Raw genomic sequence first — 24,875 nt, 5'->3', positions numbered from 1 at the left:
GAGGGGGGGGCGATGGCAGAGGGGGGGGCGACGGCGGGGGTAGGCCGTCCAGGGCTGGAGCTGGCGCTCTCGGTCTCGTTGCCGCTCTTCACCACAGCGTCGGGGCCTCACCTCGATCTGCGCGGCGCGCTGCGGTGGAGGGCTGCGGATCTGGAGGGTCACGGGAGCCGTGGGGTGCTCGATCGGGGGGCGCTGCTGTCCCTGACCCTGAGCTGGCACCAGACGGTGCCGGTGCACCTGGTGGATGCGGGTGACCGTGTCGATCGCGCGGGCGGGGGACGGCGGGTGACCGGAGCTGCGGAGTCCGGGGGGTCCGGCGCGCGCGACGGGTGGTGAGCGTGCGCCCGGGATGGGTGGATACGCTGCGGGAGGCGTTCGGGGAAGCGCTGGGGGCGCTCGAGCCAGGGAGGCTCGTGGCGCAGGCGCTGGAGGACGTGCCGCAGGTCCCCGGGCGGGTCGCGCTGCTGGCGGTGGGCAAGGCGGCGGGGGCGATGACGCTGGGGGCGCTGGGGGCGATGGGGTCGTGGGGGGAGCGGGTCGCGGAGGGGCTGGTGGTGGTCCCGAGGCTGCCCGAGGGGCTGGCGCTCGGGCCCAAGGTGGAGGTGCGCGCGGCTGCGCATCCGGTGCCCGATGAGAGGAGCGTGGCCGCGGGGGAGCTGGCGCTCGCGCTGGCGGGACGGCTGAAGGCGGGGGACCTGCTGCTGGCGCTGGTGTCGGGCGGGGCCTCTGCGCTGCTCGCGGTGCCGCCGGCAGGGGTGTCGCTCGGGGAGAAGCAGGCGCTGGTGTCGGCGATGCTGGATGCGGGGGCGCCGATCCAGGAGGTCAACCTGGTGCGGCGGCACCTGTCGAAGGTGAAAGGTGGGAGGGTCGCCGCCGCGGCGTCCCCTGCAGTGACCTTCACGCTGATGATGAGCGATGTGATCGGGGGATTGCCCCATGACATTGGCTCGGGGCCGACCGTGCCGGATCCCACGTGCGTCGATGAGGCGCACGCCGCGCTGCTGCGCTGGGCGCCGCAGTTCGCGCGCCTCGCCGGGGCGCTCGGGGAGTCCCTCGATCCTGCGTCGGTGCGCGGCCTGGGGGCGCAGCAGAGCCGGATGCTGGCGACGCCGGACGCCCTCGCAGAAGCGCTCGCCGCTGCCCTCGAAGCGCGTGGTTGGGCAGCGCGGGTGGCGCCCGCGGAGGCAGGAGAGGCCGAGGTCGTCGCGGCACGACGGGTGGCGCAAGCGTCGATGCTGGCCCCCGGAGAGGCGCTGGTGATCGCGTGTGAGCCCACCATCACCCTGCCTGCGCGCCGCGGCGAGGGGGGCCGTGCAGGGTGGGTGGCCCTGGCAGCCCTCCAGAGATTGCCGCCCGATGCAGCGCTGCTCTGCGCAGCCAGCGACGGTGTCGACGGGTCGTCGGGCGCGGCAGGAGCGCTCGTCAGCGGCGCCGATGCTGCCCGCGTCTCTGTGGGCGAGATCGACGCGGCGCTGGGGAGGTTCGACGATGGCCCCCTTCACCGGAGGCTAGGCACCCAGCTCGTGGGCGATCCGACAGGTCACAACCTGTCCGATGTGCATGCCGTCGTCAGGGGACCTCCGCGGAGGTGAGCCGTGGCGGTGGGGTGAGCATGGCTGAGGGCAGTTTGCGGGCCGGGAGAGCGCTCCCCCGGTTCTCTCATTCAGGAGCGACAGCGGCGGCCGAGGCATCACCCATGGCCTGACGCACGGAGAGGGCCAGCGCGCAGCTATTCGCCTGGCGCTGCTGTGCAGCCATCACATCGGCGTCCACGACCGGCATTCCACCCCTCAGGTCCGCGCTCGCTTCTCGTCGAAGCCGCAGCACCAGCTTGCCGTCCGAGAGGCGCCACACGCCGATGCGGGCATGGTGTGGCGTGGCCAGGAGGTCCTCGGTGCTCTGCACCTTCGCGCCCTCGGCGGGCTCGTCGAGCACCACCAGGTAGTACTGCGCGCGGGTCAGGAGCTCGGTGGCGAGCGGCATGTCGTCCCGCATGATGTCTTCGAACGTGCCATCGAGGGCACGCAGACCGAGCTCGTTCGATCCCTGGACGTCGCGAACGAACTCGTCGGAGAGCACGCGCAGGGTCCGGTACGCGATCCGCAGGTTGAACGGCTGAACGGGGCGCGAGCAGTGGTCGTTCTCGTTGCAGTACTCGCCCTGGGCGCAGTCTCGGGTCCGCTGGCACTCCTTGCCAGCGAGTGGGTTCTGGTTGTTCGCGCGGAGGAGGCAGGCGGTGAACGCGTCGCGGAGCGAGCCGACCGCACCCTTGCGAATGTCCTCGGCGGTGCCCACCTGGTCGGTGCGCAGCCGCAGGTAGACACCGGGCATCTGCCGGAAGTCCCACCCTTTCAGCGCTTCTCTGTCGATCACGTCAGGACCGGCTTCACGGGCGAGCTCCGAGGTCCAGCGCTCCACCCGATCGCGCAGCTCGGTCCACCGGGGCCCCAGCTCCACCAGGACGGCGCGCTGCTTGGCCATCAGCTTCTGGCGGGAACTCTCGATCTGCCCCTGAGACCACTTCCAGTTCAGGATCAGCGTGACGGCGAGCACGATGCCCGCGTAGGCCCAGAATTTCGGGGGCATCCAGCGCTGGGTGCTGCGCCCCCGCCTTGCGTCGGCGACTGAGGACAGCCCACGCTCACGAGGCTCTTGGTGTGACATCGGGGGTGCTCCGCTACGCAGGCCGTCCCTCGAAGAGCGACGACCCTGCGGCGGTTCAGTTGGACTTGGGGAGCTTCTGGACCATGAAGCTCACGTTCGGGTAGCCCGCGAACGCAGCCGTCTGGAACACGCTCTTCACGACGATCGCCGGGATGTCGGCGTCGACCTGGAGGATCGCGACGCCGGGGAAGGGCCGGTTCGGCTCGACCTGCTTCCAGAGCTCGCGCTTGTTCTTGAGAATGTTGAACAGCTCGTCGACCTTCTGCATGCGGCCGAGCTCCTCGATCGCGCGCGTCGACCCTGCGAGCGTCCCGTCGACGAGGACCTGGTTGCCGTTCACGGCGATCATGGGCGCATCGACGACGTCATCGACGTTCTCTGCCTTGGGCAGCTTGACGTTCTTGTCGACCGCGATCTCACCGGATGCCGAGAAGGACATGAGCAAGAAGACGACGATCGTGATGAGGAAGTCGATGAAGGCGGTCAGGTTGAGCGAGGTGCTGACGCCCTTCCTGCCGTGCCCGGACACCTTGTTCCACACGAACCGCAGCGGGACCTTCTTGAGGAGCCGCTTGCCAGGTTGGTGGATGACGTGAGCGTGCGGGTTGTGGTGCTTGGTCGAAAACTTATCGTGCATCCCGGACATCGCGACTCTTCCTTCCTCACCGCACCGAGAACGTCATGTTGAACGCCGGAATCGGCTTCACCTGACCGTCTGCCATCTTCATCTCGCGCTTCGGAGAGTAGAGCGCGTCGAGGACGGCGATGATCTCCTTGAACGGGAGACGGTTGTCTGTGTGAAGGATCGCCTGATCGAGCTTCTTGTCGCTGGGGTCGCGATGACCACCTTGCTGCTTCCACTCCTCCTCGATCTTCTTGCCCAGCTCCGGATAGCGCACCAGCGTGCGCCCTCCGTCCTTGATCTCCACAGGCACCTTGGGGACCCGCACCTCGCTCACCACCGTGGCGCCCTGCTTCCACACCAGGCCGAAATCGTTCTCGGCGATGTGCAGGTTCAGCACCTTCTCGGGGGTTTGCGGGGTCAGCTCCTGATTGGGGTCCGGGGGACCAGGGACCTGTGCATCCGCGTTGATCCGAGAGTTCGTGACCCACACCGCGGTGAGCAACAGGAACGAGATCGTGCACATCAGCAGATCGATGAACGGAACCATGTTGATTTCGGTGTTCGTCGACCGCTTCTTCCCGCCGCTATCGCCAACGTCTACGCCACCCATGTTGCCTTCCCAACCGTGGGCCCTGAGGACCCACCCAAGCGCCTTACGACCACTCCCCAGCAGTCCGTTCACCTACCGATGCTGGACAGACCTGAGGCTCTGAATACGACACAGGTTCTGCCCAGGGGTTCCCGAGCCGAAGATCAATTTTCGACCAGGAAGCCGCAGACCCACCACGCTGACGCCGAGGCGTACGTGGTGGGCCCATCCTCGCAGCAACGTCACAGGCGATCAGACAGGCTGCTGACCCACCGCGGCGACGTTCACCTTCTGACGGTTCGCGATCACGAGGTTGAGTACCTGCACGGAGGCCTCGTTGATGTCGTCCTCGAGGCTCTGCGTCTTGCCGTTCAGCACGGCGTAGCCGATGAGGCCGATGATGGCGACGCCGAGGCCGAACGCGGTGCAGTTCATCGCCTCGGAGATGCCGGCGGCCAGGATGCGCGCCTTCTGGCTGGGATCGACGGACTCACCACCGACGGAGCCGAAGGACTTGATCAGGCCGGCCACCGTGCCGAGGAGGCCGCAGAGCATGGCGAGGTTCGAGAGGAGCGCGAGGTACGAGGTGCGCGCGCTGATCTTGGGAATCTCACGGAGCGCGGCCTCGTCCATCGCTGCCTGCACCTCCTCGTCGGGGCGGTTCACCTTGACGAGGCCCGCCTGCACGATGCGGGCGAGGGGCGCGTTCGCCGCCGAGCACATCTTCACGGCCTTCGCGACGTCGCCTGCCAGGATGCACTTCTGCATGGTGGCGAGGAAGACGTCCTTGTTGATCGACGAGCCGAACAGATAGAGGGCGCGCTCGACAATGATGCCGATCGTCACGATCGACCAGAACAGGATGGGCCACATCCCCCACCCACCCTCTTTGAATGCTTCATACAAACCGTGCATTGCTTGTGTCCTCCAGTTCGCCTCGCGTCACCAGCATGAGGTTCCGCATTGAATCCGATCGTGAGACTGGGCAGAGAGTTTGTCGCCCGGCCTTGGCGCCTTGCTGCAGCTTCGTTCCTTCTAGTCCGGTGCCGGAGCGGCGTGATGTGCGCCGCGAGCGCTAGGGGACGCTAGCCGAGCGCCGACGCTCTTCGCAAGAGGGCTGTGTGGCGCGAACCGCAGGCGCAACGTTCGTCTCCGGGGACCTGCAGCGCGGCCCACGGACACGCCAGGCTCTTCGCGCTCCCACTGGATGGAGCCCAAACCTCTCCGCTGGCCGTGCACGCCTGGCTTTCTGGCCTCCCGGCTCACCCGTCCCAGCACTCCTCGCCGGAACGCGCGACGCGGGGATGCGATGAGAGCCTCAAGCTCCAGCCAGCGTAGAACGACGTCGCGGACCGCTGCACGCAGCGCGTCGTTGCGCCATGCCGCTCACTGCAGCGCGGTGCGTCGCTTCTGCAGGATCTGGCCAGGAAGGTGTTCATCTTCGCGAGTGGAACACGGGGCCGTCAAGAAAGATTTGGCCCATGCTCATGGACAACCGTGCGGCAGAAACTTTTCATTAATCCGCAGGTTGGCGCCTTCTGGCGAGGCGCTGGCCACGCGCTGGCGAGGGGCTGGCCAGGCACCTTCGGGGCCTCTGTCGTTTGCATCGTGCGCGCAGAGCGCCCTCACACGGGGTGCACGGAGACGCTGGAGACGGGCGAAGGCACGCACCGCGCGCGGCGTGGCCACCCCTCGATGCGCGAAGAGTCTCCGTTGCGCAGCGTCACGGCTCCATCTCTGCGCTGCGATGAGCGCTGCTCGACGCGTTCGGCGCGCTGGACACGCGAAACAGTGCGCCGACGCCTGGCCGCGCCGCGCTTGCGTGGAGGATCTGCCGGCGGCTATAGTCCCCAAGCGCCGGTTTTCGACGGTTTTTCATGCGCGCGGGCTCGAGAAAGGAACTGCGAGGATGCGTCTTCTGGTGATGTTGGCGGCCGAAGGGGGCGGCGAAGGCGGGATGTGGGCTGCCATCAAGCACAACCCCACCTTCCTCATCGCAAACCTCGTGGTGTCGGCCGTGGTCGTGACGATCATCATCGAGCGGACGGCGTTCCAGCTCGGTCGTTACCGGGTCAACTCCAAGGAGTTCTTCTCACAGATCAAGAAGCTCGTCGCGGCGGGGAACATCGATCGCGCCATCAAGCTCTGCGACGCCAGCGACTATCCGATCCTGCAGCTCGTCAAGGCTGGGCTCACCCACGCGAACAAGGGCGCAGACGAGATCGATGCAGCCCTCAGCGAGAAGCTCTCCGAGCTCAAGCCGCAGGTGGAGAAGCGCATCGGTGCGCTGTGGTCGCTCGCCAACATCGCGACCCTCGTCGGGCTCATCGGAACCGTCTTCGGTCTGATCAACACCTTCGCCGCGATCGCGGCCCAAGGGCTCTCTCAGGCCGACAAGCAGCGGATGCTCTCCAACGGTATCGCCGAGGCGATGTACAACACCGCGTTCGGGCTGGGCATCGCGGTGATCTGCATGATCGCGCACGTGCTCCTGCACACGCGGTCGAAGAACATCCAGCACGACCTGGAGTCCACCACCGAGCGGGTGTTCAACCTGCTCACCATCAGCAACAAGCCGAGCTACTAGCGCATGTCGGACGCAGGAGAGAGCCTCAGTCCGGCACAGCGCTCGAAGATCCGGCGCCTGTCGCAACCGAAGGAGCCGGCTCCTGGAGAAGAGGCAGGTGAACTCAACATCGTGCCCTACCTCGACATCATCACGAACGTGATGATCTTCGTGCTCGCGAGCGTATCGGTCATCTTCATCTCGTCGGTGGACACGACGCCTCCGGCGATCGGTGGGGGGAAGGTGCGCTCGGACATCTCGAGCAAAGCGCTCAACCTGTCGGCCTTCATCACCAGCCAGGGGATCTCTTTGAAGACGTCAGGGGGCAACATCGCCCCTGGCTGCACCGGTGTGGGCTCCGGGATCACGATCCCCATGGTGAGCAGCGCGCATGACTACGCAGCCGTCACCGCTTGCGCGAAGCGGCTCAAGACAGCGCAACCCGAGTTCATCGACGAGACTCAGGTGACCATCACCGCCAGCGCAGACATCGAGTATCAGGTCATCGTGAGCACGATGGACGCACTCCGTCGCGAAGGGGAGAACGAGCTCTTTCCAGACGTTCACTTCGGGGTAACGCGATGAGCGAGAATCGGCGTCCTCTCACCGACCACGCGGAGAGCAACCGACACGCGCCTCCTGATCCAGCGGGCCAAGGCGGCTCTGGAAGCCAGAACGACGCACGCAGCAGGTCGAGTTCATCTGCGTCGGGAGATCGCCGAGCGGCAGCGCCGACGCCTGGGGTGAGCATCGTCAAGTACAAGGCTGCGCTGCGGAAAGCGATCCGGCGGAATCATAAAGAGCCGGAGATCGATTTCCTGAACATCACGGCGATGCTCGATCTGATGACGATCATCCTGGTGTTCATGCTGAAGAGCGTCGGGGCGTCCTCCGCTTCGCTCCCCCAGTCGAAGGACCTCACGCTGCCGCGCTCGGTCATGCAGGGCGAGCCTTCGCAAGAAGGCGTGGCCATCGTCATCTCCAAGTCGCAGATCCTGGTGGGTGACGATCCCACGCCCGTCGCCCTTCTCCCGGGCCGAGAGCAGCTCACCCAGACGGGTCTGGACGCGAAGTACAAGCGGGGCGGCCCCAACGATCTTTACATCGTGCCCCTCGCCAATGCGCTTGCCCATGCGCGCGAAACGGACAAGGCCATCCGGACTGCGAAGGGGCTCGATGCTTCCACGTCGGAGGCCATCGTGGTTGCGGACGCGACGACCCCTTACCGACTCCTCATCGAGGTTCTGTTCACCCTGGGGCAGACAGAGTTCGGCAAGTACCACCTGATGGTCTTGAGCGGGAAGCAATGAGCTGAGGAGCTGACCGGCGAGGTCGTGACGGGCCCCGGGTCAGCTCTTGCTTCAGTCGACGGAGAACAGCTCTTCCAGGTCGGACTTGGTGAGCTTCTTGGCGCCCCCCACGTCCTCGCTCAGCACGGAAGCGACGAGCTCTTTCTTCTTCGCTTTGAGCTGCAGGATCTTCTCCTCGATCGTGCCCGCAGCCACCAGCCGATAGGCTGTCACGACCTTGGTCTGACCGATGCGGTGAGCGCGATCCGTGGCCTGCTGCTCCACGGCTGGATTCCACCACGGATCGAAGTGAATCACCGTGTCCGCGGCTGTCAGATTGAGACCCGTGCCGCCTGCTTTGAGGCTGATCAAGAACAGGGGGATGCTCGGGTCGTTCTGGAACCGCTCCACGCGATCCATGCGATCCTTCGTGGAGCCATCGAGGTACTCGTACGCCACGCCGTCCTCTTTCATCGCCTTCTCGATGATCTTCAGCATCATCACGAACTGGCTGAAGATGAGGACCTTGTGGCCTCCCTCGACCGCGTTGGAGACGAGCTCGCGCAGCGCGACGAGCTTGCCGGAGTCCTCGTCGGTGAAGTCGCGAGGAAGTCCCAGCAGGCGCGGATCGCATGCGGCCTGGCGGAGGCGCGTCAGGCCCGCGAGGATCTGGATCTGGCTCTTCGCGAGGCCGACTCGTTCGACTTCGCCCATCACCTGGGCACGAACCTCGCGCGCCACGTTGAGGTACATGGCACGCTGCTCTCCAGTCAGATCGCAGATCTGATCCGTCTCGATCTTCTCGGGGAGATCGCGTGCTACCTCCGACTTGGTCCGGCGCAGAATGAAGGGGTGAATGACAGCCCGGAGTCGCTGGGCGGTCTTGTAGTCGCCTGCCTCGATCGGCCGAGAGAATCGCTGCTCGAACTTGTCGAGTGGCCCCAGCAACCCGGGTGAGACGAAGTCGAAGATGGACCAGATCTCCGAGAGTCGGTTCTCGATGGGCGTCCCGGTGAGGGCGAGCCTTCGCTTGGCCTTGAGCCGCTTCGCGGCCGCAGCCGTCGCGCTCAGTGGGTTCTTGATGTGCTGCGCCTCGTCGAGGATGGCGTAGTCGAAGTCTTGCCTGGTGAGGAAGTCCTCGTCACGACGCAGCAGCGCGTAGCTGGTGATCACGACCTCGGCCTCCTTCACGGCATCGATCTGTTCCTTGCGGTCTGCGCCATGCCACAGCGCAACGGAGGCCGACGGTGCAAAGCGCTCAAGCTCACGCTCCCAGTTGATGACGACGCTGGTGGGAGCAACGATCAAGGCGCGCAGGTGCTTCGATTCCTGCTTCACGGCGAGCAGAAGCGCGATCGTCTGCACCGTTTTGCCGAGGCCCATGTCGTCCGCGAGCACGCCACCCGAGCCGATGTCGTGAATGAACTTCAGCCACGACAGGCCCGCCTCCTGGTAGGGGCGCAGTGTCGCTTTGAGGGCACGAGGCTTCTTGGTGCTGCTGATCTCATCAAGACTGCTCAGCTTGTGGAACAGCTCACGCGCACCCGCCGAGACGCTGGTTCCAGCCGTGTGCTGCAACAGCTCTTGCACCCTGCCTGCTTGCGCGAGGGGGATGCGTCCGCCCTTGCCCGCCACAGTGAGCAGCTCGATCTCACGATCCAGCATCGCGCGGATCGCATCGGGATCGAAGGGCGCAAACGAGCCGTCTTCGAGGCGCACGTAGCGTTTGCCCTGGGCGAGGCAGCGACGCAGCTCCTCCCGATCGACGCCCAGCCCTTCACTCTCGAAGCTCAACTTGACGTTGAGCCAATCGATCCCGCTCGTCACCTTCGCGAACACGCTGATGGGCTTGCCCCGAACCTGCGTGTCGACGAGGTCTTCGGGCACGAAGAGATCCCAGTCGTCCGGAAGCTCGCCGAGACCATCCGTCCAGAAGCGGAGCGCGTTGTCTCCGCTCGCAGTGAAGCCTTGACCCGACTCATCAGGCTGGAGGCCCAGCGAGAGGAGCTTGTTCGCAGCTTCTTGCTGAGCCGCGATGTCCAGACGAACGCAGCGCGCTCGCTTCATTCCTTCTTCAGGCGGCTGGACGATCACCGGCAGGGTGATGCCATCGGCTCGGACGGCGACCTCCGCGTCGCCGTAGGCGGCAAAGAGCGAGACCTGGGCTTCCATCAGGGAGCCGCCGGCGCGCATGCGGAAGGTAGGTACCAGGTCGACCACGTCGGCAATCTGCCCGAGATCCGGCAACTCGGCCCCGACCTCCAGGGCGATCTTCGGCAACCCCTGCATGATGATCCGGGGGAGTTCCGCCATGGGCTCGCCGATGGTCGGTGATCGCAACAGCCGGCGCATGGCCGCAGGTGAGACACGCCTGTCCACGCGACGCGCGATCCCTTCCTGGGTGTCGATGTGCCAGCCCGGCCAGCCCTCGAACCAGCCTCCCGAGAGGAGGGAGAAGCGCCGCCGGTCATTCGGACGTTCAAAGCTCGCCTTGACGATGATGGTGTCTCCCCCGACGGTCTCCAGGTCGAAGCGAGGGCGCAGCACGTCTTCGGAGAACCGAAGCTGCATCAACGCCGGTTCGAGCAGCACCCGCTGCCCTTCGAGCAACGGCAGGAGCTCGGCCACGTCCTCACCGCGGATGTCGACCGCAGGGTGGCGCGGGTTGCCGCTCTCGAAGCGCGAGAGGAGCCGGAGGGCGTCACGATCGGGCGACGGATACACGGCCTGCCACGACAGCGCAGCGGAAGGCAGGACCGGAACGCGCGCTTCAGCATCGAGCACCGTGACGGTGAGCGCGCCTTGACGTACATGCAGCCGGAACTCGACCCGACGAGCCCCGGCAACACCCTCCGGAGGCAACCAGGCACCAATGCCCGTCTGCCGGGCGGTCGCGTCCTGCGCAGGCGCGGTCAGGTTGACTGCCGTCACCGAGGGACTCTGATGGGCCGCAGGCTGCACAGGCATGGCAGGCATCAGAGAGACGCGCCCACGGCGGTCACGTCGCCGTACACGCTTGAGGGCCTCGTGGTTCGGGTTCGCTCCCCCCGCATGAGCCGTCTGCGGCAGGATCGCTGGAGCCGGAGGCGGCTCGCGTCGGGGCTGAGAGCCGCGCGCGTGATCACGCACCGTGATCAGGAGCGCAGCGACGTGCTTGCAGTGCTGGCCAGCCTTTTGAAAGGCAGGACAGGAGCATTGAGACTTGATCCCGTCCGGGGTGAGTTCGACCCGCACGCCATAGGGTTCAGAGTCCGCAGCACGCACGGTCCCGGTTGCAGACGTCTCCTGGAGGGAGATGTCTTCAACGACACGGCGGCGAAAGTACTCAAGGCCGCGAAGGAAGGTACGGGCTCCGAGAAGACGTCGCAGCCCGCGATCACTGAGGGTGGAGAGGGCGTCAGAAATGGGCGACGGCACATTCAGCTCAATTCATGTCCTGGCGCGGCGAAGGCCGGCAGTTTTCGTACCGATGGCGATGAGCAGCACGGCTCAGATGAAGAATGGCAAGAAGACGATGGTGACCGCAGGAAGCAGCTTGACGAGCACGTGAATCGCAGGACCGGCGGCGTCTTTCAGGGGGTCACCTACAGCATCACCCACTGCGGCTGCGCCGTAGGTGGGATTGTCCGCTCGGGCGCCAGCTTCATCGACGAGGTACCGACCGCCGTGAGCCCCTGTCACGATGTACTTCTTCGCGTTGTCCCAAGTTGCCCCGGTGCTTCCGAGCAACAGCGATCCGAGGACGCCAGCGACTGTTCCAGCCACAAGAAGGGCCGCGACAGAATCTACGGCGACCAGAGGATTATCCTCCGTCCTCGCGAAGCGCAAGACAAGTCCGACGGCGATCGGTGCCGACGCCGAGATGACCGCGGGCCAGATCATCTGCCGCAGTGCGGCGCGCGACACCATTTCCACACAGGGCTCATGGTCTCCGATGAAGCCTGGTGGTGGGTTGGTTGCTTGACGGCGAACCTCGTCGACCACCCGGCGCACCGCCTGAAGAACGCTGCGGATGCATCTTCCCGCCAGCCAGAGCACGAGCAAGATGCCCACGAGGGCGCCCAGGTAGACCTCAGGACCATCCAGTCGAACCGTGAAACCTGGTTGACTCGGCAGGTTCGCACGACGGCGGGACTCGTCCAGGTAAGCCGCGATCAGGAGCACCGATGCGAGCGCGGTAGCGCCCGAGGCGTACACCTTGGTTGCCGCTTTTGCCGTGTTCCCCACCGCATCGAGCACCAGCGTCCTGCCACGAACATCGGGCCTCTCGCGACCAACCGTGACCGCGACGATCCCTCCTGCACTGTCCACGATGGAGCCCAGGGCATCCATCGCGAGCATGTAGCCAGAGATCCCAAGCAAGCCCATCGCCGCAACGGCTATCCCGAAGAGTCCTCCGCCCACGAGACCGGTTCGCGCTCCGAGCCAGTAAGCTCCGAACGCGGCGAGCACGACGAGGATGAGGGGAGTGACGGAACTCTCCAGACCGATGCTCAATCCTCGCAGAGTGATGAGGGCAGGCCCTCCGCGTGCTGCCTCGGCGACCTCACGAACAGGGCGGTAACGCTGTTCGGTGTAGTACTGCGTGATGTGAAGCAGGAGGACGCCGCTACCGATACCGATACATCCACAGGCGAACAGGGCTATCCAGTGCTCCCCAAGCAGCCACTTTGCTGCACCTGCGACGCCGACCGCATGCAGCAAAGCAGTGATGTAGATGCCTCGGACGAGGGCATTGAAGGCGTTCTCGCGGTCGTCGGTGCGAACGACCATGACCCCGAAGACGGCTGCGACCAGCCCGAAAGAGCACGCGACCAGTGGGAAGAGCACCAGGGCGAGAGCGCTTGGAAGCCCTTCATTGACGCGAAAGACCATCGCCCCGACCACCATCGCGCCCATGCTCTCCGCCGCGATCGTGGCGAGCAGCCCTGCGGCGCGTGCTGCGGCATCGCCGACGGCATCGCCTGCCAGATCAACCAGAGTCGCAGGATTCTGCAGGTCATCGTCAGCGAGTCCCAGCTCCGCGCCAGCGATGTCAGCACCGAGATCTGCGGCTTTGGCGAAGGTTCCTCCTCCGAGCTGCGCGAGCAGTGCAGCGAAGGATGCGCCCAGCGGATAGCCCGCGATCACCCACGGGAGGGTTGGCACCAGGGCGAGTGCCTCCCCCGGCTCCGCCCCGAAACCACCGTGGAGAGCGAAGACGGCTGAGAACAGTCCACCGAGACCGAGCAGGCTGATACCAGCTACGAACAGTGCAGATACGGCGCCGCCGCGCATTGCTATCTGCAAGGCGAGATCCAGAGATCGGCGGGCGCCACTCGCAGCCTTGGTGCTGGTCCTCGTTGCCGTCCACGTTGCGATACGGCCCGTCGCCACCGAGCTCGCTGCGCCGATCGCGAATGAAACCGTCAACCAGACGCCAAGCTCCAGCGCTGGCACCGGGTTCTTCTCTCCAGCGCCGCGGAGCAGGCCGTAAGCGAGGAAAATCGCCCCGCCAGCCGCTGCGCTGACGGCTCCGATCACGCCGCTCTGCCGCCTGAAGAACGCTTCCGCCACGCCCTGAATCAGAGACGCGACCCTGGCCACCTCAGGCTCTGGCAGTGGTCGCAGGACCACCCATCGGGCGAGGTATGCCGCGAATGCGAGCCCTAGGAGGCCGCCGCCGAAGATGAGCGCAAGCTCGGTCATTTCGTGCAGACTGAGGCGCGACAGACGGAACGGCCCGGCCAGTGCTCAGGGTCACGCTCCTCTCCGAGATGCTCTGCCGAGGTCTAGAGTCTCCAGGGTGACTGGAGCTCTGGAAGACCTGGCGTGAAGCCTGGGAGCAACGGTTATTTGACGTCGACCCAGCCGCAAGGAGCGGCATGTGGCAACGCACGTCCTTCCCTACTCCGGCCGCGCTGGCCGCGCAAGGGAAGAAGGAGCTGTCGGGAGGCGGCCTGGGCTCGCCCCTACGGCGCTGCGTCCGGTGTTTACTTGATGTCGCGTCCAACCGCGTGGTCGAGACGGGTACGCGCAACGAGCAGGCCGATGCGGCCATCGAGCCGCGCGAGTCGGGCGCGCGTCAGCTCCGTCTCGGCGTCCACCACATCAACGCTGGTCGCTCGACCGGCACGAAAGAGCTCGCCTCGGACCCGCATCGTCTCTTCCGCAGCAGTGAGCTGCCGCTCTGCCGAGTTGATGCGACTCGAGGCGTTGAGCACGTCGTTGTAGGCTGATGCGACCTCGAGGCGAAGGCTGTCGCGCATCAAATTTTTCTGGGCCTGCACGGCGGCAGTACGCCCACGAGCCTCGGCCATAGACCCGATGTTGCTGAAGGTGTCATTCACCGTCCAGGTGAGACGCACCCCTGCATCCCATGTTGCACGGAAGTCCTGGGTCATCGGGAAGACGCGGGGGTTCGGGTTGGCGTACATGACCGAAGCGGTCGCATCCACGCGTGGCAGGTAGCCTGCCCGGGTCACCGATTCGACATCTTTGAGGGAGTAGATGGTCTCATCGAGCGCACGGATCTCGAGGCGCTTGCGCAACGCCTCTTGCTGCAGAGTCTGCAGCGAGTCCGAGGGTGGGGCTGGCTGCGTGCCCATCACGTTCACACCGATCTCGAAGCGCCGTTCAGCAGGAGCATTCGTGGCGATGCGAAGCTGCTCGTCAGCAACCGAAACGAGTGCTGAGGTCTCGGCGACGACCTGCTCCGCGCTCGCGACCTGAGCCTCGAGGCGTAGAACGTCCGCGCGCGACAGGCGCCCGACCTCGAAAGAGCGTCGTGCATCCTCGAGGTGCGCCTGCGCTTGCGCCACGGCCTCCTTCGCGACGACGAGGTTCCCTCGGGCCCGCACCCAGTTGTAAAAGGCGATCTTTGCGTCGGCGGCGATGGTGAGCACCTCGGCCTGTACTTCAAGCTCCTTTGCTTTCACGCTGTGCGTCGCCGCCGTGTACCCCTGGGACAGGCGGAGCACGTAGTCCGAGATGGGAACGGAAACGCTGGCAGTGAGCTGGTAGCTGTTGGTGATCACCGGAAACTCGAAGCCTTGCGTGGGGGCGGCCAGGATCTGCGCAGGCTGCCCGCCGACCAGGAGGCAGTCCGTCGCAGGGTCTCCCGTGCAGGGTCCTACAGTGACGGGACCTTGAGGCGCAGCCCCTCCCTGCTCAGCCGGGAGTGCCACCACGGAGGCCGTATTGGTCGTCCCTGCTCCGAGCGAGTTCACGACGGGGTTCTGATACGTGAAGCTCGCCCCCACGGTGACCCGAGGGAAGTAGCTGACGAGTGCTTGATTGACGCGAGCGGAAGCCTGCTGAAGCTCAGCTTGCTTCAACTGCAGCGAAGGACGCACGCGCATTGCAGCTTGCGCGACTTCATCCGGTGTGAGCCCACCCGCCTTGGGAGCCAGCGCAGCTTGCACAGGATCGGGGCGCGCCGTGGTGGGCGGAGGAGCCGCCGGAGTTGCTACCGGCGAGACCGCCTGCGCGGTCTGGGACGGGGGCGACTCAGCAGGCTGCGCAGGGGCGCCTTGCGCCTGAGCAAGCGAAGCGGGGAGCAAAACAGAGAGCGCAGCAATGAGCGCTGGCTCGCCGCGGAACGATCGACGTGGCATGGAGGCGGAGACTTTCATGACCGGCCGGTCACTTATGAGTGCCCGCCATCGCAGTCAAGATCGCGGCGCAGCCCCCTGACGAGTTTCCTCACGAGGATGTACCGAGCCGATCGGTTTCCTCCCTTTGCCGGCTTCCTCCCTTTGGTGGTCGTCGTGACCGAAGCAAAGGCATCTCGCCGTTCTCGCGTTGCCACCAGCGCGACCAGAAACCTCGGTTTTGCCTGATGAGATGGACTCTACACAGGGCTTGCCCTCTCCAAGAGAGTTCTTGAGGGTCCGAGGCAGGTCGCGCCTTCAGGAAGTACGGCGAGATCGCCGCGCTTCTGGCGGATTGCACCCTGACCTTGCAGCTAGATGGCGCAACAACGCCAAGCCGCGATATGCTCGCCCTGCGTGAACGTTGCAGAGAAAGTCGCCACACTCGAAGCGCTCCTCCAGAAGGTCCATCGGAACGCTGCGCTACCGCGCACACGTTCGCAGGATTTCGCGGGGGGGGCGCTCCTGAACAGCGCGGGAGTCCGTGCCACGAGCACGCCCGAGCCCAGCTTCGACGACGTGATCAGCGCCATCGAGGCACACTCGCCCGAGGGTTTCCCGGCTGCTGGCAAGGCACCGAAACTGACCGCGCTGGCCCCGCCTCTCACCGGTGCCGGTGCTCAGCCCAAGCAGCCCGCGACGCCCGCAGCGGGAGCCGCGCCCCCAGCGAAGCCCGAAGTTCCCACGGTCGTCGCGCCCGCTGCGGGAGTGGCAAAGGTGCCCGTGGCCCCGGCTGCCAGACCTGCGACCCCCCCGGCTGGAGCCAAGACACAGCCCGCTGCGGTCGCGAAGGCCCCGGGTGCGCCCCCTCCCAGAGCGCCCGCTCCTTCGCGGCCAGAGACGGGAGCCAAGCTCTTCGAAGTCGACGACCTCGAGGACAATCTCGATGCCCCGCCCGCGCCCGTCGAGAAGCCCCCGGCAAAGCTGCCCGGACTCTTCGATCTTCCTCGCGTAACGACCAGCCCGGACTACGAGAGCGAGGTCTCGTTCGCAGATGTCTTGCCGGACGATCCGAGCGCGGCACCTGGCCGCGCGCTGCCCGTGGCCCCGCCGAACAGAGCAGCGGACAAGCCAGTCGATCAGGCTGCAGCCCTCCGCGCAAAACCTGTCGACATCGCTCCCATCATCCCCATCTCGGATGCTACCCGTCCCGCGACCCCGACGGCCGCGGTGTCGAACCTGTCCGGGGATGCCCATCACGACGCCATCGACACGAAGGAGCCGCCGCCCACGCCGCGCCGTGAGGTCGACGTCACTCCAGCAGGGCGTCCGGGGCTCGAAGTTGTGGACGATGAACCGACCGTCGTCCGTACCGGCCTTGAAGAGGAGCTCGCTGCTGCGACCCGCAAGCCGGGACTGGAAGATGAGGAGACCGCAGTTCCGTCGTCGCGCTCGCATGCGCGTGTGATTGCCTCATCCGTCGAGGAAGAGAAGACGACGGACGCTCCCTCCGTCGAGATCGCCGCGGCAGCCCTTCGGACAGAGGCCGCGGACGGCAAGAAGACGGACGGGAAATCTCCCACCCATGCGACCAAGCCTGCGGAGAAACCTGCTGGCGAGGTCAAGCCGAGCCAGAAGCAGCCCGAGGCGCAACGAGCGAGCGAAGAAGAGCCGACCGAGATCGGACGTCGCCGCCCGGGAATGGGCACGGAGAGCAAGCCTCAACCCGGCAAGAAGTCCCCCTCGCTGCTGCTCCTTGCGGTGGCGGCATGCGCCCTTGCTGGAGCGGCCGCCTACTGGGGCTTCAGCAAGTATGGTGGTCACCCCGATCCGGTACCTCCGAGTCCGAACCAACCGTCTTCCACCCCCACGCTCAAGCCAGCGGAGACAACCGGCCAGCAGCCGCCGTCTTCTCCCAGCGCGTCGGCTGTGAACGATGGCGCACCGACAGCCGCGCCCATCGACACTGCGGCTCCTGCAGCATCGGTAGAGCCCACGGCCAGCGCTGCGAGCGCTGCCCCCCCGCCGGATGCTTCGACGCTCCCAGCAACCAAGGGATACCTGGTGGTGAACTCACCCCAGCAGGCCAGCGTCTACGTGAACGGCGTTTTCTCTGGCAACACGGGTGAACCGCTGACGGTGCTGTGTGGTACCCGCAATGTGCGCCTGGGTAAGCTGACGACGGATGCGTCTGCTGTCCCCGAGTGGGTTGCGCCTGGGCAGCCGGCCATCATTGCTTGCAAAGCTACGACGACCGTCTCCTTCTCTCCGGGGGCCAGCCCGCCGCCTTCCCCCGGTGGTGGGGCTCCGGGCGGAGCGGCTCCCGGCAGTGCAACTCCGGGTGGCACACCTCCCGGTGGCACGCCTCCCGGTGACACGCCTCCTGGTGGCACGCCTCCCGGTGACACGCCTCCTGGTGGCGCAGCTCCAAGTGGCACTCCCCCTCCCTCTCCGCGGCAGGGTGGTGACGGCGAACCGTACCCCTGAGAGACGCGACGAAGCTCTCACCAGAGCAGGTTAGAAGCGAATCATGAGCGCAGGTTCGGGGGAGGAACTCTTCCCCAGGCACAGTCCTCTCGATGGCTCGGCGCTTGCCGAAGTCGAAGCCACACCACCGGAGAGGGTGCCGGAGCTCGTCGCCAAGGCGCGAGAGGTACAGCGAACGTGGATGGCAACCTCGGTGCGCGAGCGCTCCGAGCTGCTCGCCTCGGTCAAGAAGCGCCTCCTGGAACGCGCCGAGGAGATCGCGTCCCTCCTGAGGCTGGAGTGTGGCAAGCCAGTCGAAGAAGCCGTACTCGCCGAGGTGCTCCCCAACGCAGACCTGGTGGACTACTGGGTCAGCTCCGCCGAGGAGTTCCTGGAAGACACGCCTGTCGAGCTGGATCCTCTCTCCTACCCAGGCAAGGCAGGTTCCGTGCGCCGGGAACCGCGGGGAGTGATCGGCCTCATCACACCCTGGAACTATCCTGTCGCCATTCCCCTGCGCACGCTGATTCCGGCACTCCTCTCAGGAAACGCAGTCATCTTCAAGCCGAGTGAGATCACCCCACGCGCTGGCGCGCTCGTGGCGTCACTCTTCGACGGGCTCCTCCCTGCTGGCTTGTTGCAGCTCGCGCAGGGTGGCAGTGACGTGGGAACGGCAATCATCGACGCTGGGGTGGATCTGGTCGTGTTCACGGGCAGCGTTGCCACGGGCCGTAAAGTCGCCGTCTCCTGTGCAGAGCGGTTCATTCCAGTGTCGCTCGAGCTGGGCGGAAAGGACGCAGCAATCGTTCTCTCCGATTGCAACCTGGAGCGTGCAGCACGCGGCATTGTCTGGGGAGCCTTCACGAACGCGGGGCAGAACTGTGCATCCATAGAGCGTGTTTACGTGGAGCGCCCGGTTGCAGAGCGGTTCATTGATCGCGTCTCCGCCCTCACCCGTGAGCTGAAGCCAGGCGTGGATACAGCCGTGCTGACCACTGCGCGCCAGTGTGCCATCGTGCGTAAACACCTGGCGGAAGCAGAGGCTGGAGGTGCCGAAGTTCTCGTGGGTGGCGCGCCCGAGGAGGGCTCACTCGAGTTCCCCCCCACGGTCGTTCGCGTAACCCACGAAGACATCACGTTGCTCCAGGAGGAGACGTTCGGACCGATCCTTCCGATCATCGTGGTGGAAAGTGCCGACGAAGCGATTGAACGCACCAACGGCACGCGCTTCGGTCTCACCACGAGCATCTGGACACGCCGTTACGAGGTGGCCCAAGCACTCGCTCGCAGGCTGCGTTCGGGCGTGGTCACCATCAACAACCATGGCTTCACTGCAGCCGTGCCAGGTGCTCCATGGACGGGAGTCGGCGACAGCGGCCACGGCGTCACGAATGGCCCTCATGCGCTGAGCGATCTCACGCGCCCGAGGTTCATCTTGGAGGATCGCAGCGGCGCCCGCAGCGAACTCTGGTGGTATCCATACACGCCATCTCTGCGACGCGTCGCGTTCTCTCTGGCGAAGGTGCGCGGAGGCGCAGGTTTCTTCGGGCGGATAGCCGCCGCAGTGGCGCTCATCATCGCGCTACCCAAGCGGCTCTTCGGCGGCTGACGGGTATCCGTGCCTGGAACACGCGCTCCATGCGACCGCTGATCCTCCTCTCCAACGATGATGGCTATGCATCGCCAAACCTCATCGCCCTTCATGCTGAGCTAGCGCAACTCGCTGACGTCGTGGTCTGCGCCCCTGAAATCAATCAGAGTGCGACCAGCCACTCGCTCAGCCTGCATCGAATCCTCCGGCTGCGTCAGCATGGACCTGCCATTTTTGCGCTCGATGGCACCCCAGCCGATTGCATCTATGTTGCCCTTCACGCGGGAGAACGGGTGCTCCCGCGGCGCCCGGACGTCGTGGTCTCGGGCGTGAACAACGGACCCAACCTGGGTTCGGACATCTTCTATTCAGGAACCGTGGCTGCAGCCCGGGAAGGCGCTCTGCGTGGCATTCCCGCCATCGCGCTGTCCGCCGACGCGAAGGCAGAACGGGGGGCCGCTGCCGCACTGGGTGCGAAGCTCGCGCTGGCGCTCTACCATGCAACTTCCGCGGTGGCGGCCCGCCCTGCACCGCTCCTCAACGTGAACATTCCGGCAGGTGCTTCGTGGCCCATCCGCTCGACATGCATCGGGGTTCGGCTCTACTCCGAAGAAGTGGTCTTCCGTGAGGATCCCCGCGGCCACGAGTACCTCTGGATCGGCGGCGCTGGTGTGCGACACGATCATGTGGTCGGCTCCGATACCGAGGCTTACGACGAAGGAGCGGTGGGGATCACCGCCCTGACGCTCGATATCTCGACACAGCGGAACACCGATCTCCTGGCAGTACTCATCAACCATATCGGCTCAGCTTGATACGCCTCCCGCCAGCCGCCATGTTCGAGCAAGACGCCCTTCTCTCTGCACAAGCAACCCGTTACCTGCAGGCCCATCTTCGCGACGTGCCTGATTTCCCCAGGCCTGGCATCCTCTTCAAGGACATCACTCCCCTGCTCGCGGAGCCACGCGCCTTCCACATGACGCTGGATCTCCTGGTTCACCCCTTCATTGGTCGCCAGATCGATGCTGTGATTGCCATTGAATCCCGTGGCTTCTTGTTCGGGGGCGCCTTGGCGGCTCGGCTGAATGCGAGCCTCGTACCGGTGCGCAAAGCTGGGAAGCTGCCCGCGGCCGTCGACCGCGTGGCTTACGCCCTGGAGTACGGCGAAGCGGAGCTGGAAATGCACAAGGGCTCCCTGCGCCCCGGAGCCCACGTCCTGATCGTCGATGACGTCCTCGCCACGGGTGGAACTGCTGCTGCGGCCGCGACCCTTGCACGTGGTCAGCATGCCATCGTGGCCGGCTTCGCTTTCGTGATCGAACTCGATGCGCTCCTCGGACGCAGCCGCCTCGCCCATGATGGCGAGGCTCAGGTTCACGCGCTCATCCACGTCACCAGCCCGTGAGCTGCGCAGCGTTCCCCGCCGGGGTGATCACTCCCCCTCACCGACCTTGAGCTTGCGCGCGACAATCCGGCTCGCACGAGTCGCACGAATGGGTCCCCCGAGCGGGAACGTCATGCTGATGGCCCCTCCCTCTCGCGTGGTGAGGCTCCCTCCCTCGGCGCCGATCAGCGAGCCAAGCGCGTCTGCATCGAGCTTCACCCCGGCAGCGCAGAGCGTATCGAGCGGCGTCTTTCCCCCCAGCGCCTCCAGCGCATGTCGGTTGACAGCCGGCTTCTCGGCGAAGGAGCCGATCGCATGCACGAGTGCTGCTGCGGCCGCAGGGGGCGCCGAACCGTGTACCCAGGCTCCCATCTCTCGGTACGAAAGATGAGCACATCGACCGTAGAGAGCGCCGAACTCCGCCTGAGCGGCGTCGGCAAACCGCTCCGAGAGCGCAAGAAAGCGTGGACGCAGCGCCGGCTCCAGAAACGCCCTCATGTAATCGCCCGAGAACCGCAACGTAGCTGCGTGCCAGCCCGAGAATCTCGCCTCCTCTTCGCGCGCAAACCCCGGAGCGATCTCGACGCGCCCATCTTTCAATGAACCGAACTCGGCATCGGTCTCCGGCGTGAGTTTACCGTCTGCAATGAAGCGCCCGAAGGCCTCGTGGACCGGCTTGCGACCAGCTAGCCACAGCTCCGCGACCCAGCCTTCCGTGTCCAGCGCCCCCATCGATGCCCCGGAGTAGATGCGCCTCCGCGCGGCCTCGCAGACGCGCGCGATGCGTGCAGAGTCTTCGACCGGTGTCTCGACCACGGGTGACGCTTGTACCGGCGTGACGGAGGGAGACGACGGGTTGACCAGCCGATAGGTGAAGTACCCCCCCAGACCAACCAGTACGACCGCCCCTAGCGGGACGGCGATGAGTCGCGTCGGTGCGGAGCTTCTGCCGCGATGATCGGGCGCCCTTCTGCCCGGAGCGCCTGCAGAGAGGCCCGCCGAAGCCGAGCTCCTGGACGATGCTCTCCCGGGCGCGATGGGCTCCGCCAGCGTGCTCGGCTCTCCCGGGGAGGGGCCGAGTGGGTCGCGAAAGCCCGCCAGCTCGCCCCCCATCGGGTTGAGGCCCCCCCCTGCAGCCCCGGCTTGCAAAGGCCCGGTCGTACGCTGCCCTTCGACAAGCCTCCTGGCCAGATCCAGCGTCTTCCGTTGTCGCAGGTCCGGAGGCAAGAGGGACCACTGCTCACCGATCGCGTCGACTTCGAGGACGACGGGGGGCCCACCTCCGTGAAGCTCGATCTGCCGACCGAGGAACACGACCCTCCCAGAAGCGCCGAAATGACCGAGCTGCTCCCCGACTGCTGCCTCGATCTCACGCGCGACCTCCTCCACGGAGGCAGAGCCTACCGTGATTCTGAAAGAAGAGCGACGCTCACCATTCGCTGCTCCATGGAAGCCCACGAAATGGCACAGTCTCTCGCGTGGAGCGAACCCGAATCTATCTCTCGCCGGGCATGTTTGGCTTCGCCCGGCTCGCCTCTTTCGAGTATTTCGAGCACCTGATCCGGGCCCTCGAGGAGCGCTTCCGGGACCGGGGACGTGACATCGTCGTGCGCGTCTGCGAGGTGCACCCTACGGCATCCATCCTCCGCCGCGCCGCCAAGCTGGCCCGTCTCATCGACGAAAGCGCGGGGGATGAAGACGGGCCCATTCATCTGGTGGGGCACTCCACGGGCGGCCTTGACGCGCGCCTGGTCGCCTGCCCCACGGCACGCCTACCCGGCGACGCAGGACGGCGCCTTGGCTGGACGCATCGACTCTGCTCGGTGACGACCATGAACACCCCCCACTTCGGAACCCCCCTCGCCGCGTTCTTCGCGACCGTCAGTGGTCAGAGGCTTCTGTACGCCATCAGCGCCCTGACCGTGACAGCGCTCAAGCTCGGAGCCCCCCCGCTCGCGGCAGCCTCGGTGCTGGTGACCGCCATCAGTCGCCTTCAGGTCGGCGTGCTGGAGCTGGAGCTGCTCGATCGAGGAATCGACGGTGTGCTGAGGGTTCTCGACGAGGCTTCGAGCCGTGAGCTCCGGGCGTGGCTACAGCTCCTCCGTGACGATCAGGGCGCCATCATCCAGCTCACCCCCGAAGCCATGGATCTGTTCCACGCCGGCCTGGAGGATCGTCCTGGTGTGCACTACCAGAGTGTCGCTTCGTATGCGCCGCGCAACGAGGTTCGCGACTGGATCTCTGCGCTCCGTTCACCATGGGGCGCGATGTCGGCGACCATCTTCACGGCGATGTCGAACATCACTGCGCGGCAGGACGCGCGTTACCCGTGCCGTGCTCTCGAGCCAGGTGTCGAGCAGAAGCTCGCCGCCGCGCTGGGCGAGGTTCCACCTCTGGATGCCAACGACGGCGTGGTACCGCTCACGTCACAGGTGTGGGGCAAGCTCGTCTGGGCAGGACGCGGAGACCACCTGGATGTGGTGGGCCACTTCCCGGGTCGTGGTGGTCACACGGACTGGCTCGCGAGCGGCGCACGGTTCAACCGTCACCGCTTCGACGCTGTGGTGGACAAGATCGTCGCTGGGATGATCAGCGGAGAAGAGGGCTCGGCCGCAAAGCTACGGTGAGGGTTCATCCCCGCGGAGCAGCTTCTGCAGCTCACCCGACTCATGCATCTCGGCGAGGATGTCGCTTCCGCCAACGAACTTTCCATTCACGTAGATCTGCGGAATCGTGGGCCAGTTCGAGAGTTCCTTGATCCCCTGCCGCAGCGCTGGGTCCACGAGGACGTTGACGTCCTTGAAGTCCGCTCCACTGCGCTTGAGGATCTCGACGGCACGCGCCGAGAAGCCACATTGCGGGAACGTCTTGGTCCCCTTCATGAACAGGACGACCCTGTTGCCCTCGATGGTCTCTTTGATCACTTGAAGGATGTCGCTCATGGCTCGTTCTTGACCCTCTCCCTGTGCGGCGCTCACCCGCCGCGCTTGATTGCCGGCCGACGCACCTGGGCGTGCTGCAACGCGAGTCAACCGAGCTACCTTGGGCCTGTTACCCTCCCTGTCAACTCCACACCCTGAGACAGGCCTGTTCAAAGCGCGCCCCCGGCACCCTTGAACAGCGGGGGGCTTGCGGCCCTGACTCCAGCCATCGAGGAAGCGCCTGGACCGCACCCTGGTCACCAGGGCACGACCCGGTGTAGAACAATCGCCCTTGGGGGTCCGTCTCACATGATGTGGGGATGGCGAACAGCATGGTGGCAAGCCTGCTCGCCTTCGCGCTCGCCCCAGCACGACATCGACACGACTGTCCTGAGCCATCGAAGTGTCCACGCGCGTCCAAGAGGCGTGGCCCCCACCCTGAACACCTGGAAGGAACCCTCCATGCGTATTTCTCTTCTCTTTCCCGTGACGTTGCTCACCCTCCTGCCGCTTGCGTGCGGAGGTTCCGATCAGCCGGATCCCAATGATCCGTCGAACTTTCAGGGGCAGAACGGCCAGTACCAAGCCGGACAGTACCCGGCTGGACAGTACGGACAGCAGCAGCCGGGCTACGGACAGCAGCAGCCGGGCTACGGACAGACCACCACCCCCCAGCCTCAGACCACCGCAGCGCCGACCCAGCCCGGACTGGGTGGCATCCTGGGCGGCCAATCCACCTCCTCGGGTGGCACCGCAACCGCAATCGCCCCGGCTGCTGCGGCCGCTGCGACCCCGATCATGACGGCACTCGCTGCCTCGGAAGTCCAGGGGATGGCGGCCGAAGGCGGATCGTTCGCTGCACAGTTCCAGGATGGTCAGACCTTCGAGCAGGCGTTCAACATCCAGCCCGGCAAGTGCTACTCGGTGATCGCTGCGGGCGTCGGCATGCAGAACCTGAGCATCCAGATCGTGGCCCAGCAGGCTCCTCTGCCCGCAGTGACGCTGGCGCAGAGCAACACGAGCGGCCCGAACGCCACGCTGGGTGGCAAGGGACAGTGCTTCAAGAACCCGCTCCCCATCGGCGGCCCCGCCAAGGTGGTCCTCCGTTCCCAGGGCGCCGGTATGGCGATCGCGCAGATCTACGTGAAGTAGGACCGCCGAAGCCTACCCCTCACATTCCCCCCTACTTCCCTTGTGGGGGGCGCTTCG

19 protein-coding genes and 1 pseudogene are annotated in these 24,875 nt (G+C 65.8%); 11 read left to right on the top strand and 9 right to left on the bottom strand.

Translation table 11 applies throughout. The annotated features are described in order from the left end of the window. Positions 1-336 (top strand): annotated as a pseudogene (locus tag CAP_RS39730) (hypothetical protein); the annotation flags it as partial. A 2-nt stretch (positions 337-338) separates the two neighbouring features. Continuing rightward, positions 339-1,592, top strand: coding sequence for a glycerate kinase type-2 family protein (locus tag CAP_RS39725; protein WP_044250709.1), 1,254 nt, complete (start codon positions 339-341; stop codon positions 1,590-1,592). A 67-nt stretch (positions 1,593-1,659) separates the two neighbouring features. On the opposite strand, the gene CAP_RS39720 is transcribed toward CAP_RS39725, so the two are convergent. The 4 genes from CAP_RS39720 to CAP_RS39705 form a co-directional block, all read right to left on the bottom strand. Next, positions 1,660-2,586, bottom strand: a complete 927-nt coding sequence (locus CAP_RS39720; RefSeq protein ID WP_156041562.1) for a hypothetical protein — start codon at positions 2,584-2,586, stop codon at positions 1,660-1,662. 133 nt (positions 2,587-2,719) lie between these two features. Further along, the gene (locus CAP_RS39715; RefSeq protein WP_231511976.1) at positions 2,720-3,310 is read right to left on the bottom strand and encodes an ExbD/TolR family protein; all 591 of its coding nucleotides are present in this window, start codon (positions 3,308-3,310) and stop codon (positions 2,720-2,722) included. Between the two features lie 16 nt (positions 3,311-3,326). Further along, positions 3,327-3,899, bottom strand: coding sequence for a biopolymer transporter ExbD (locus tag CAP_RS39710; RefSeq protein ID WP_044250697.1), 573 nt, complete (start codon positions 3,897-3,899; stop codon positions 3,327-3,329). Between the two features lie 231 nt (positions 3,900-4,130). After that, positions 4,131-4,793 (bottom strand): MotA/TolQ/ExbB proton channel family protein, encoded by a 663-nt coding sequence (locus tag CAP_RS39705; RefSeq protein ID WP_044250695.1) that lies wholly within the window; start codon positions 4,791-4,793, stop codon positions 4,131-4,133. A 994-nt stretch (positions 4,794-5,787) separates the two neighbouring features. Between CAP_RS39705 and CAP_RS39700 the strand changes: the two genes are divergently transcribed. The 3 genes from CAP_RS39700 (at position 5,788) to CAP_RS39690 (ending at position 7,754) form a co-directional block, all read left to right on the top strand. After that, entirely contained in the window at positions 5,788-6,465 is a 678-nt protein-coding gene (locus CAP_RS39700; protein ID WP_052376784.1) for a MotA/TolQ/ExbB proton channel family protein, read from the top strand. 3 nt (positions 6,466-6,468) lie between these two features. After that, positions 6,469-7,029, top strand: coding sequence for an ExbD/TolR family protein (locus tag CAP_RS39695; protein ID WP_044250693.1), 561 nt, complete (start codon positions 6,469-6,471; stop codon positions 7,027-7,029). Positions 7,030-7,187: 158 nt separating this feature from the next. Next, entirely contained in the window at positions 7,188-7,754 is a 567-nt protein-coding gene (locus tag CAP_RS39690) for an ExbD/TolR family protein (protein ID WP_044250692.1), read from the top strand. Positions 7,755-7,805: 51 nt separating this feature from the next. Here the strand turns inward: CAP_RS39690 and CAP_RS39685 are convergent, their stop codons facing one another. The 3 genes from CAP_RS39685 to CAP_RS56095 all read right to left on the bottom strand — a co-directional run bounded on the left by CAP_RS39685 (position 7,806) and on the right by CAP_RS56095 (position 14,749). Beyond that, positions 7,806-11,150 (bottom strand): DEAD/DEAH box helicase, encoded by a 3,345-nt coding sequence (locus CAP_RS39685; RefSeq protein WP_044250690.1) that lies wholly within the window; start codon positions 11,148-11,150, stop codon positions 7,806-7,808. 72 nt (positions 11,151-11,222) lie between these two features. Beyond that, a complete protein-coding gene (locus CAP_RS39680) occupies positions 11,223-13,421 on the bottom strand; it encodes a proton/sodium-translocating pyrophosphatase (RefSeq protein ID WP_044250688.1) in 2,199 nt (732 codons plus the stop codon). 284 nt (positions 13,422-13,705) lie between these two features. Beyond that, entirely contained in the window at positions 13,706-14,749 is a 1,044-nt protein-coding gene (locus tag CAP_RS56095; protein ID WP_503129132.1) for a TolC family protein, read from the bottom strand. Between the two features lie 972 nt (positions 14,750-15,721). Here CAP_RS56095 and CAP_RS55435 point away from each other — a divergent pair. From CAP_RS55435 to CAP_RS39660, 4 genes are read left to right on the top strand one after another with little or no spacing between them, the layout of a single operon-like run. Beyond that, positions 15,722-17,791, top strand: coding sequence for a hypothetical protein (locus CAP_RS55435; RefSeq protein ID WP_156041561.1), 2,070 nt, complete (start codon positions 15,722-15,724; stop codon positions 17,789-17,791). A gap of 43 nt (positions 17,792-17,834) precedes the next feature. Continuing rightward, positions 17,835-19,379, top strand: a complete 1,545-nt coding sequence (locus tag CAP_RS39670) for an aldehyde dehydrogenase family protein (RefSeq protein ID WP_081865746.1) — start codon at positions 17,835-17,837, stop codon at positions 19,377-19,379. A gap of 29 nt (positions 19,380-19,408) precedes the next feature. Further along, positions 19,409-20,176, top strand: a complete 768-nt coding sequence (surE, locus tag CAP_RS39665; protein WP_044250685.1) for a 5'/3'-nucleotidase SurE — start codon at positions 19,409-19,411, stop codon at positions 20,174-20,176. A gap of 20 nt (positions 20,177-20,196) precedes the next feature. Next, positions 20,197-20,766, top strand: a complete 570-nt coding sequence (locus CAP_RS39660; RefSeq protein ID WP_044250683.1) for an adenine phosphoribosyltransferase — start codon at positions 20,197-20,199, stop codon at positions 20,764-20,766. Positions 20,767-20,793: 27 nt separating this feature from the next. Here CAP_RS39660 and CAP_RS46600 read toward each other — a convergent pair whose 3' ends face one another. Further along, entirely contained in the window at positions 20,794-21,477 is a 684-nt protein-coding gene (locus CAP_RS46600) for a hypothetical protein (RefSeq protein ID WP_156041560.1), read from the bottom strand. 779 nt (positions 21,478-22,256) lie between these two features. Here CAP_RS46600 and CAP_RS39650 point away from each other — a divergent pair. Continuing rightward, complete coding sequence (locus CAP_RS39650) at positions 22,257-23,372, top strand: esterase/lipase family protein (protein WP_231511974.1); 1,116 nt, start codon at positions 22,257-22,259, stop codon at positions 23,370-23,372. Here the strand turns inward: CAP_RS39650 and grxD are convergent. Further along, positions 23,364-23,687 (bottom strand): Grx4 family monothiol glutaredoxin, encoded by a 324-nt coding sequence (gene grxD / locus CAP_RS39645; protein ID WP_044250679.1) that lies wholly within the window; start codon positions 23,685-23,687, stop codon positions 23,364-23,366. The genes CAP_RS39650 and grxD overlap by 9 nt on opposite strands. A 441-nt stretch (positions 23,688-24,128) precedes the next feature. Here grxD and CAP_RS39640 point away from each other — a divergent pair, with 441 nt between their 5' ends. Continuing rightward, positions 24,129-24,818 (top strand): hypothetical protein, encoded by a 690-nt coding sequence (locus CAP_RS39640; protein WP_044250700.1) that lies wholly within the window; start codon positions 24,129-24,131, stop codon positions 24,816-24,818. Positions 24,819-24,875 lie beyond the last annotated feature (57 nt).

This window comes from Chondromyces apiculatus DSM 436, from assembly GCF_000601485.1.
GTDB lineage: Bacteria > Myxococcota_A > Polyangia > Polyangiales > Polyangiaceae > Chondromyces > Chondromyces apiculatus.
Note: the sequence above shows the minus strand (reverse complement) of the source record. Positions and strands in the feature narration are given on the sequence as shown.

What these genes read in the sequence shown, in the direction of transcription:
- CAP_RS39680 (WP_044250688.1), bottom strand. Translation starts at nt 13,421, where the DNA reads ATGACCGAGCTTGCGCTCATCTTCGGCGGCGGCCTCCTAGGGCTCGCA.
- CAP_RS39705 (WP_044250695.1), bottom strand. Translation starts at nt 4,793, where the DNA reads ATGCACGGTTTGTATGAAGCATTCAAAGAGGGTGGGTGGGGGATGTGG.
- CAP_RS39715 (WP_231511976.1), bottom strand. Translation starts at nt 3,310, where the DNA reads ATGTCCGGGATGCACGATAAGTTTTCGACCAAGCACCACAACCCGCAC.
- CAP_RS39660 (WP_044250683.1), top strand. Translation starts at nt 20,197, where the DNA reads ATGTTCGAGCAAGACGCCCTTCTCTCTGCACAAGCAACCCGTTACCTG.
- CAP_RS39670 (WP_081865746.1), top strand. Translation starts at nt 17,835, where the DNA reads ATGAGCGCAGGTTCGGGGGAGGAACTCTTCCCCAGGCACAGTCCTCTC.
- surE (WP_044250685.1), top strand. Translation starts at nt 19,409, where the DNA reads ATGCGACCGCTGATCCTCCTCTCCAACGATGATGGCTATGCATCGCCA.
- CAP_RS39650 (WP_231511974.1), top strand. Translation starts at nt 22,257, where the DNA reads ATGTTTGGCTTCGCCCGGCTCGCCTCTTTCGAGTATTTCGAGCACCTG.
- CAP_RS46600 (WP_156041560.1), bottom strand. Translation starts at nt 21,477, where the DNA reads ATGGGGGCGCTGGACACGGAAGGCTGGGTCGCGGAGCTGTGGCTAGCT.
- CAP_RS39710 (WP_044250697.1), bottom strand. Translation starts at nt 3,899, where the DNA reads ATGGGTGGCGTAGACGTTGGCGATAGCGGCGGGAAGAAGCGGTCGACG.
- CAP_RS39695 (WP_044250693.1), top strand. Translation starts at nt 6,469, where the DNA reads ATGTCGGACGCAGGAGAGAGCCTCAGTCCGGCACAGCGCTCGAAGATC.
- CAP_RS39640 (WP_044250700.1), top strand. Translation starts at nt 24,129, where the DNA reads ATGCGTATTTCTCTTCTCTTTCCCGTGACGTTGCTCACCCTCCTGCCG.
- CAP_RS39720 (WP_156041562.1), bottom strand. Translation starts at nt 2,586, where the DNA reads ATGCCCCCGAAATTCTGGGCCTACGCGGGCATCGTGCTCGCCGTCACG.
- grxD (WP_044250679.1), bottom strand. Translation starts at nt 23,687, where the DNA reads ATGAGCGACATCCTTCAAGTGATCAAAGAGACCATCGAGGGCAACAGG.
- CAP_RS39700 (WP_052376784.1), top strand. Translation starts at nt 5,788, where the DNA reads ATGCGTCTTCTGGTGATGTTGGCGGCCGAAGGGGGCGGCGAAGGCGGG.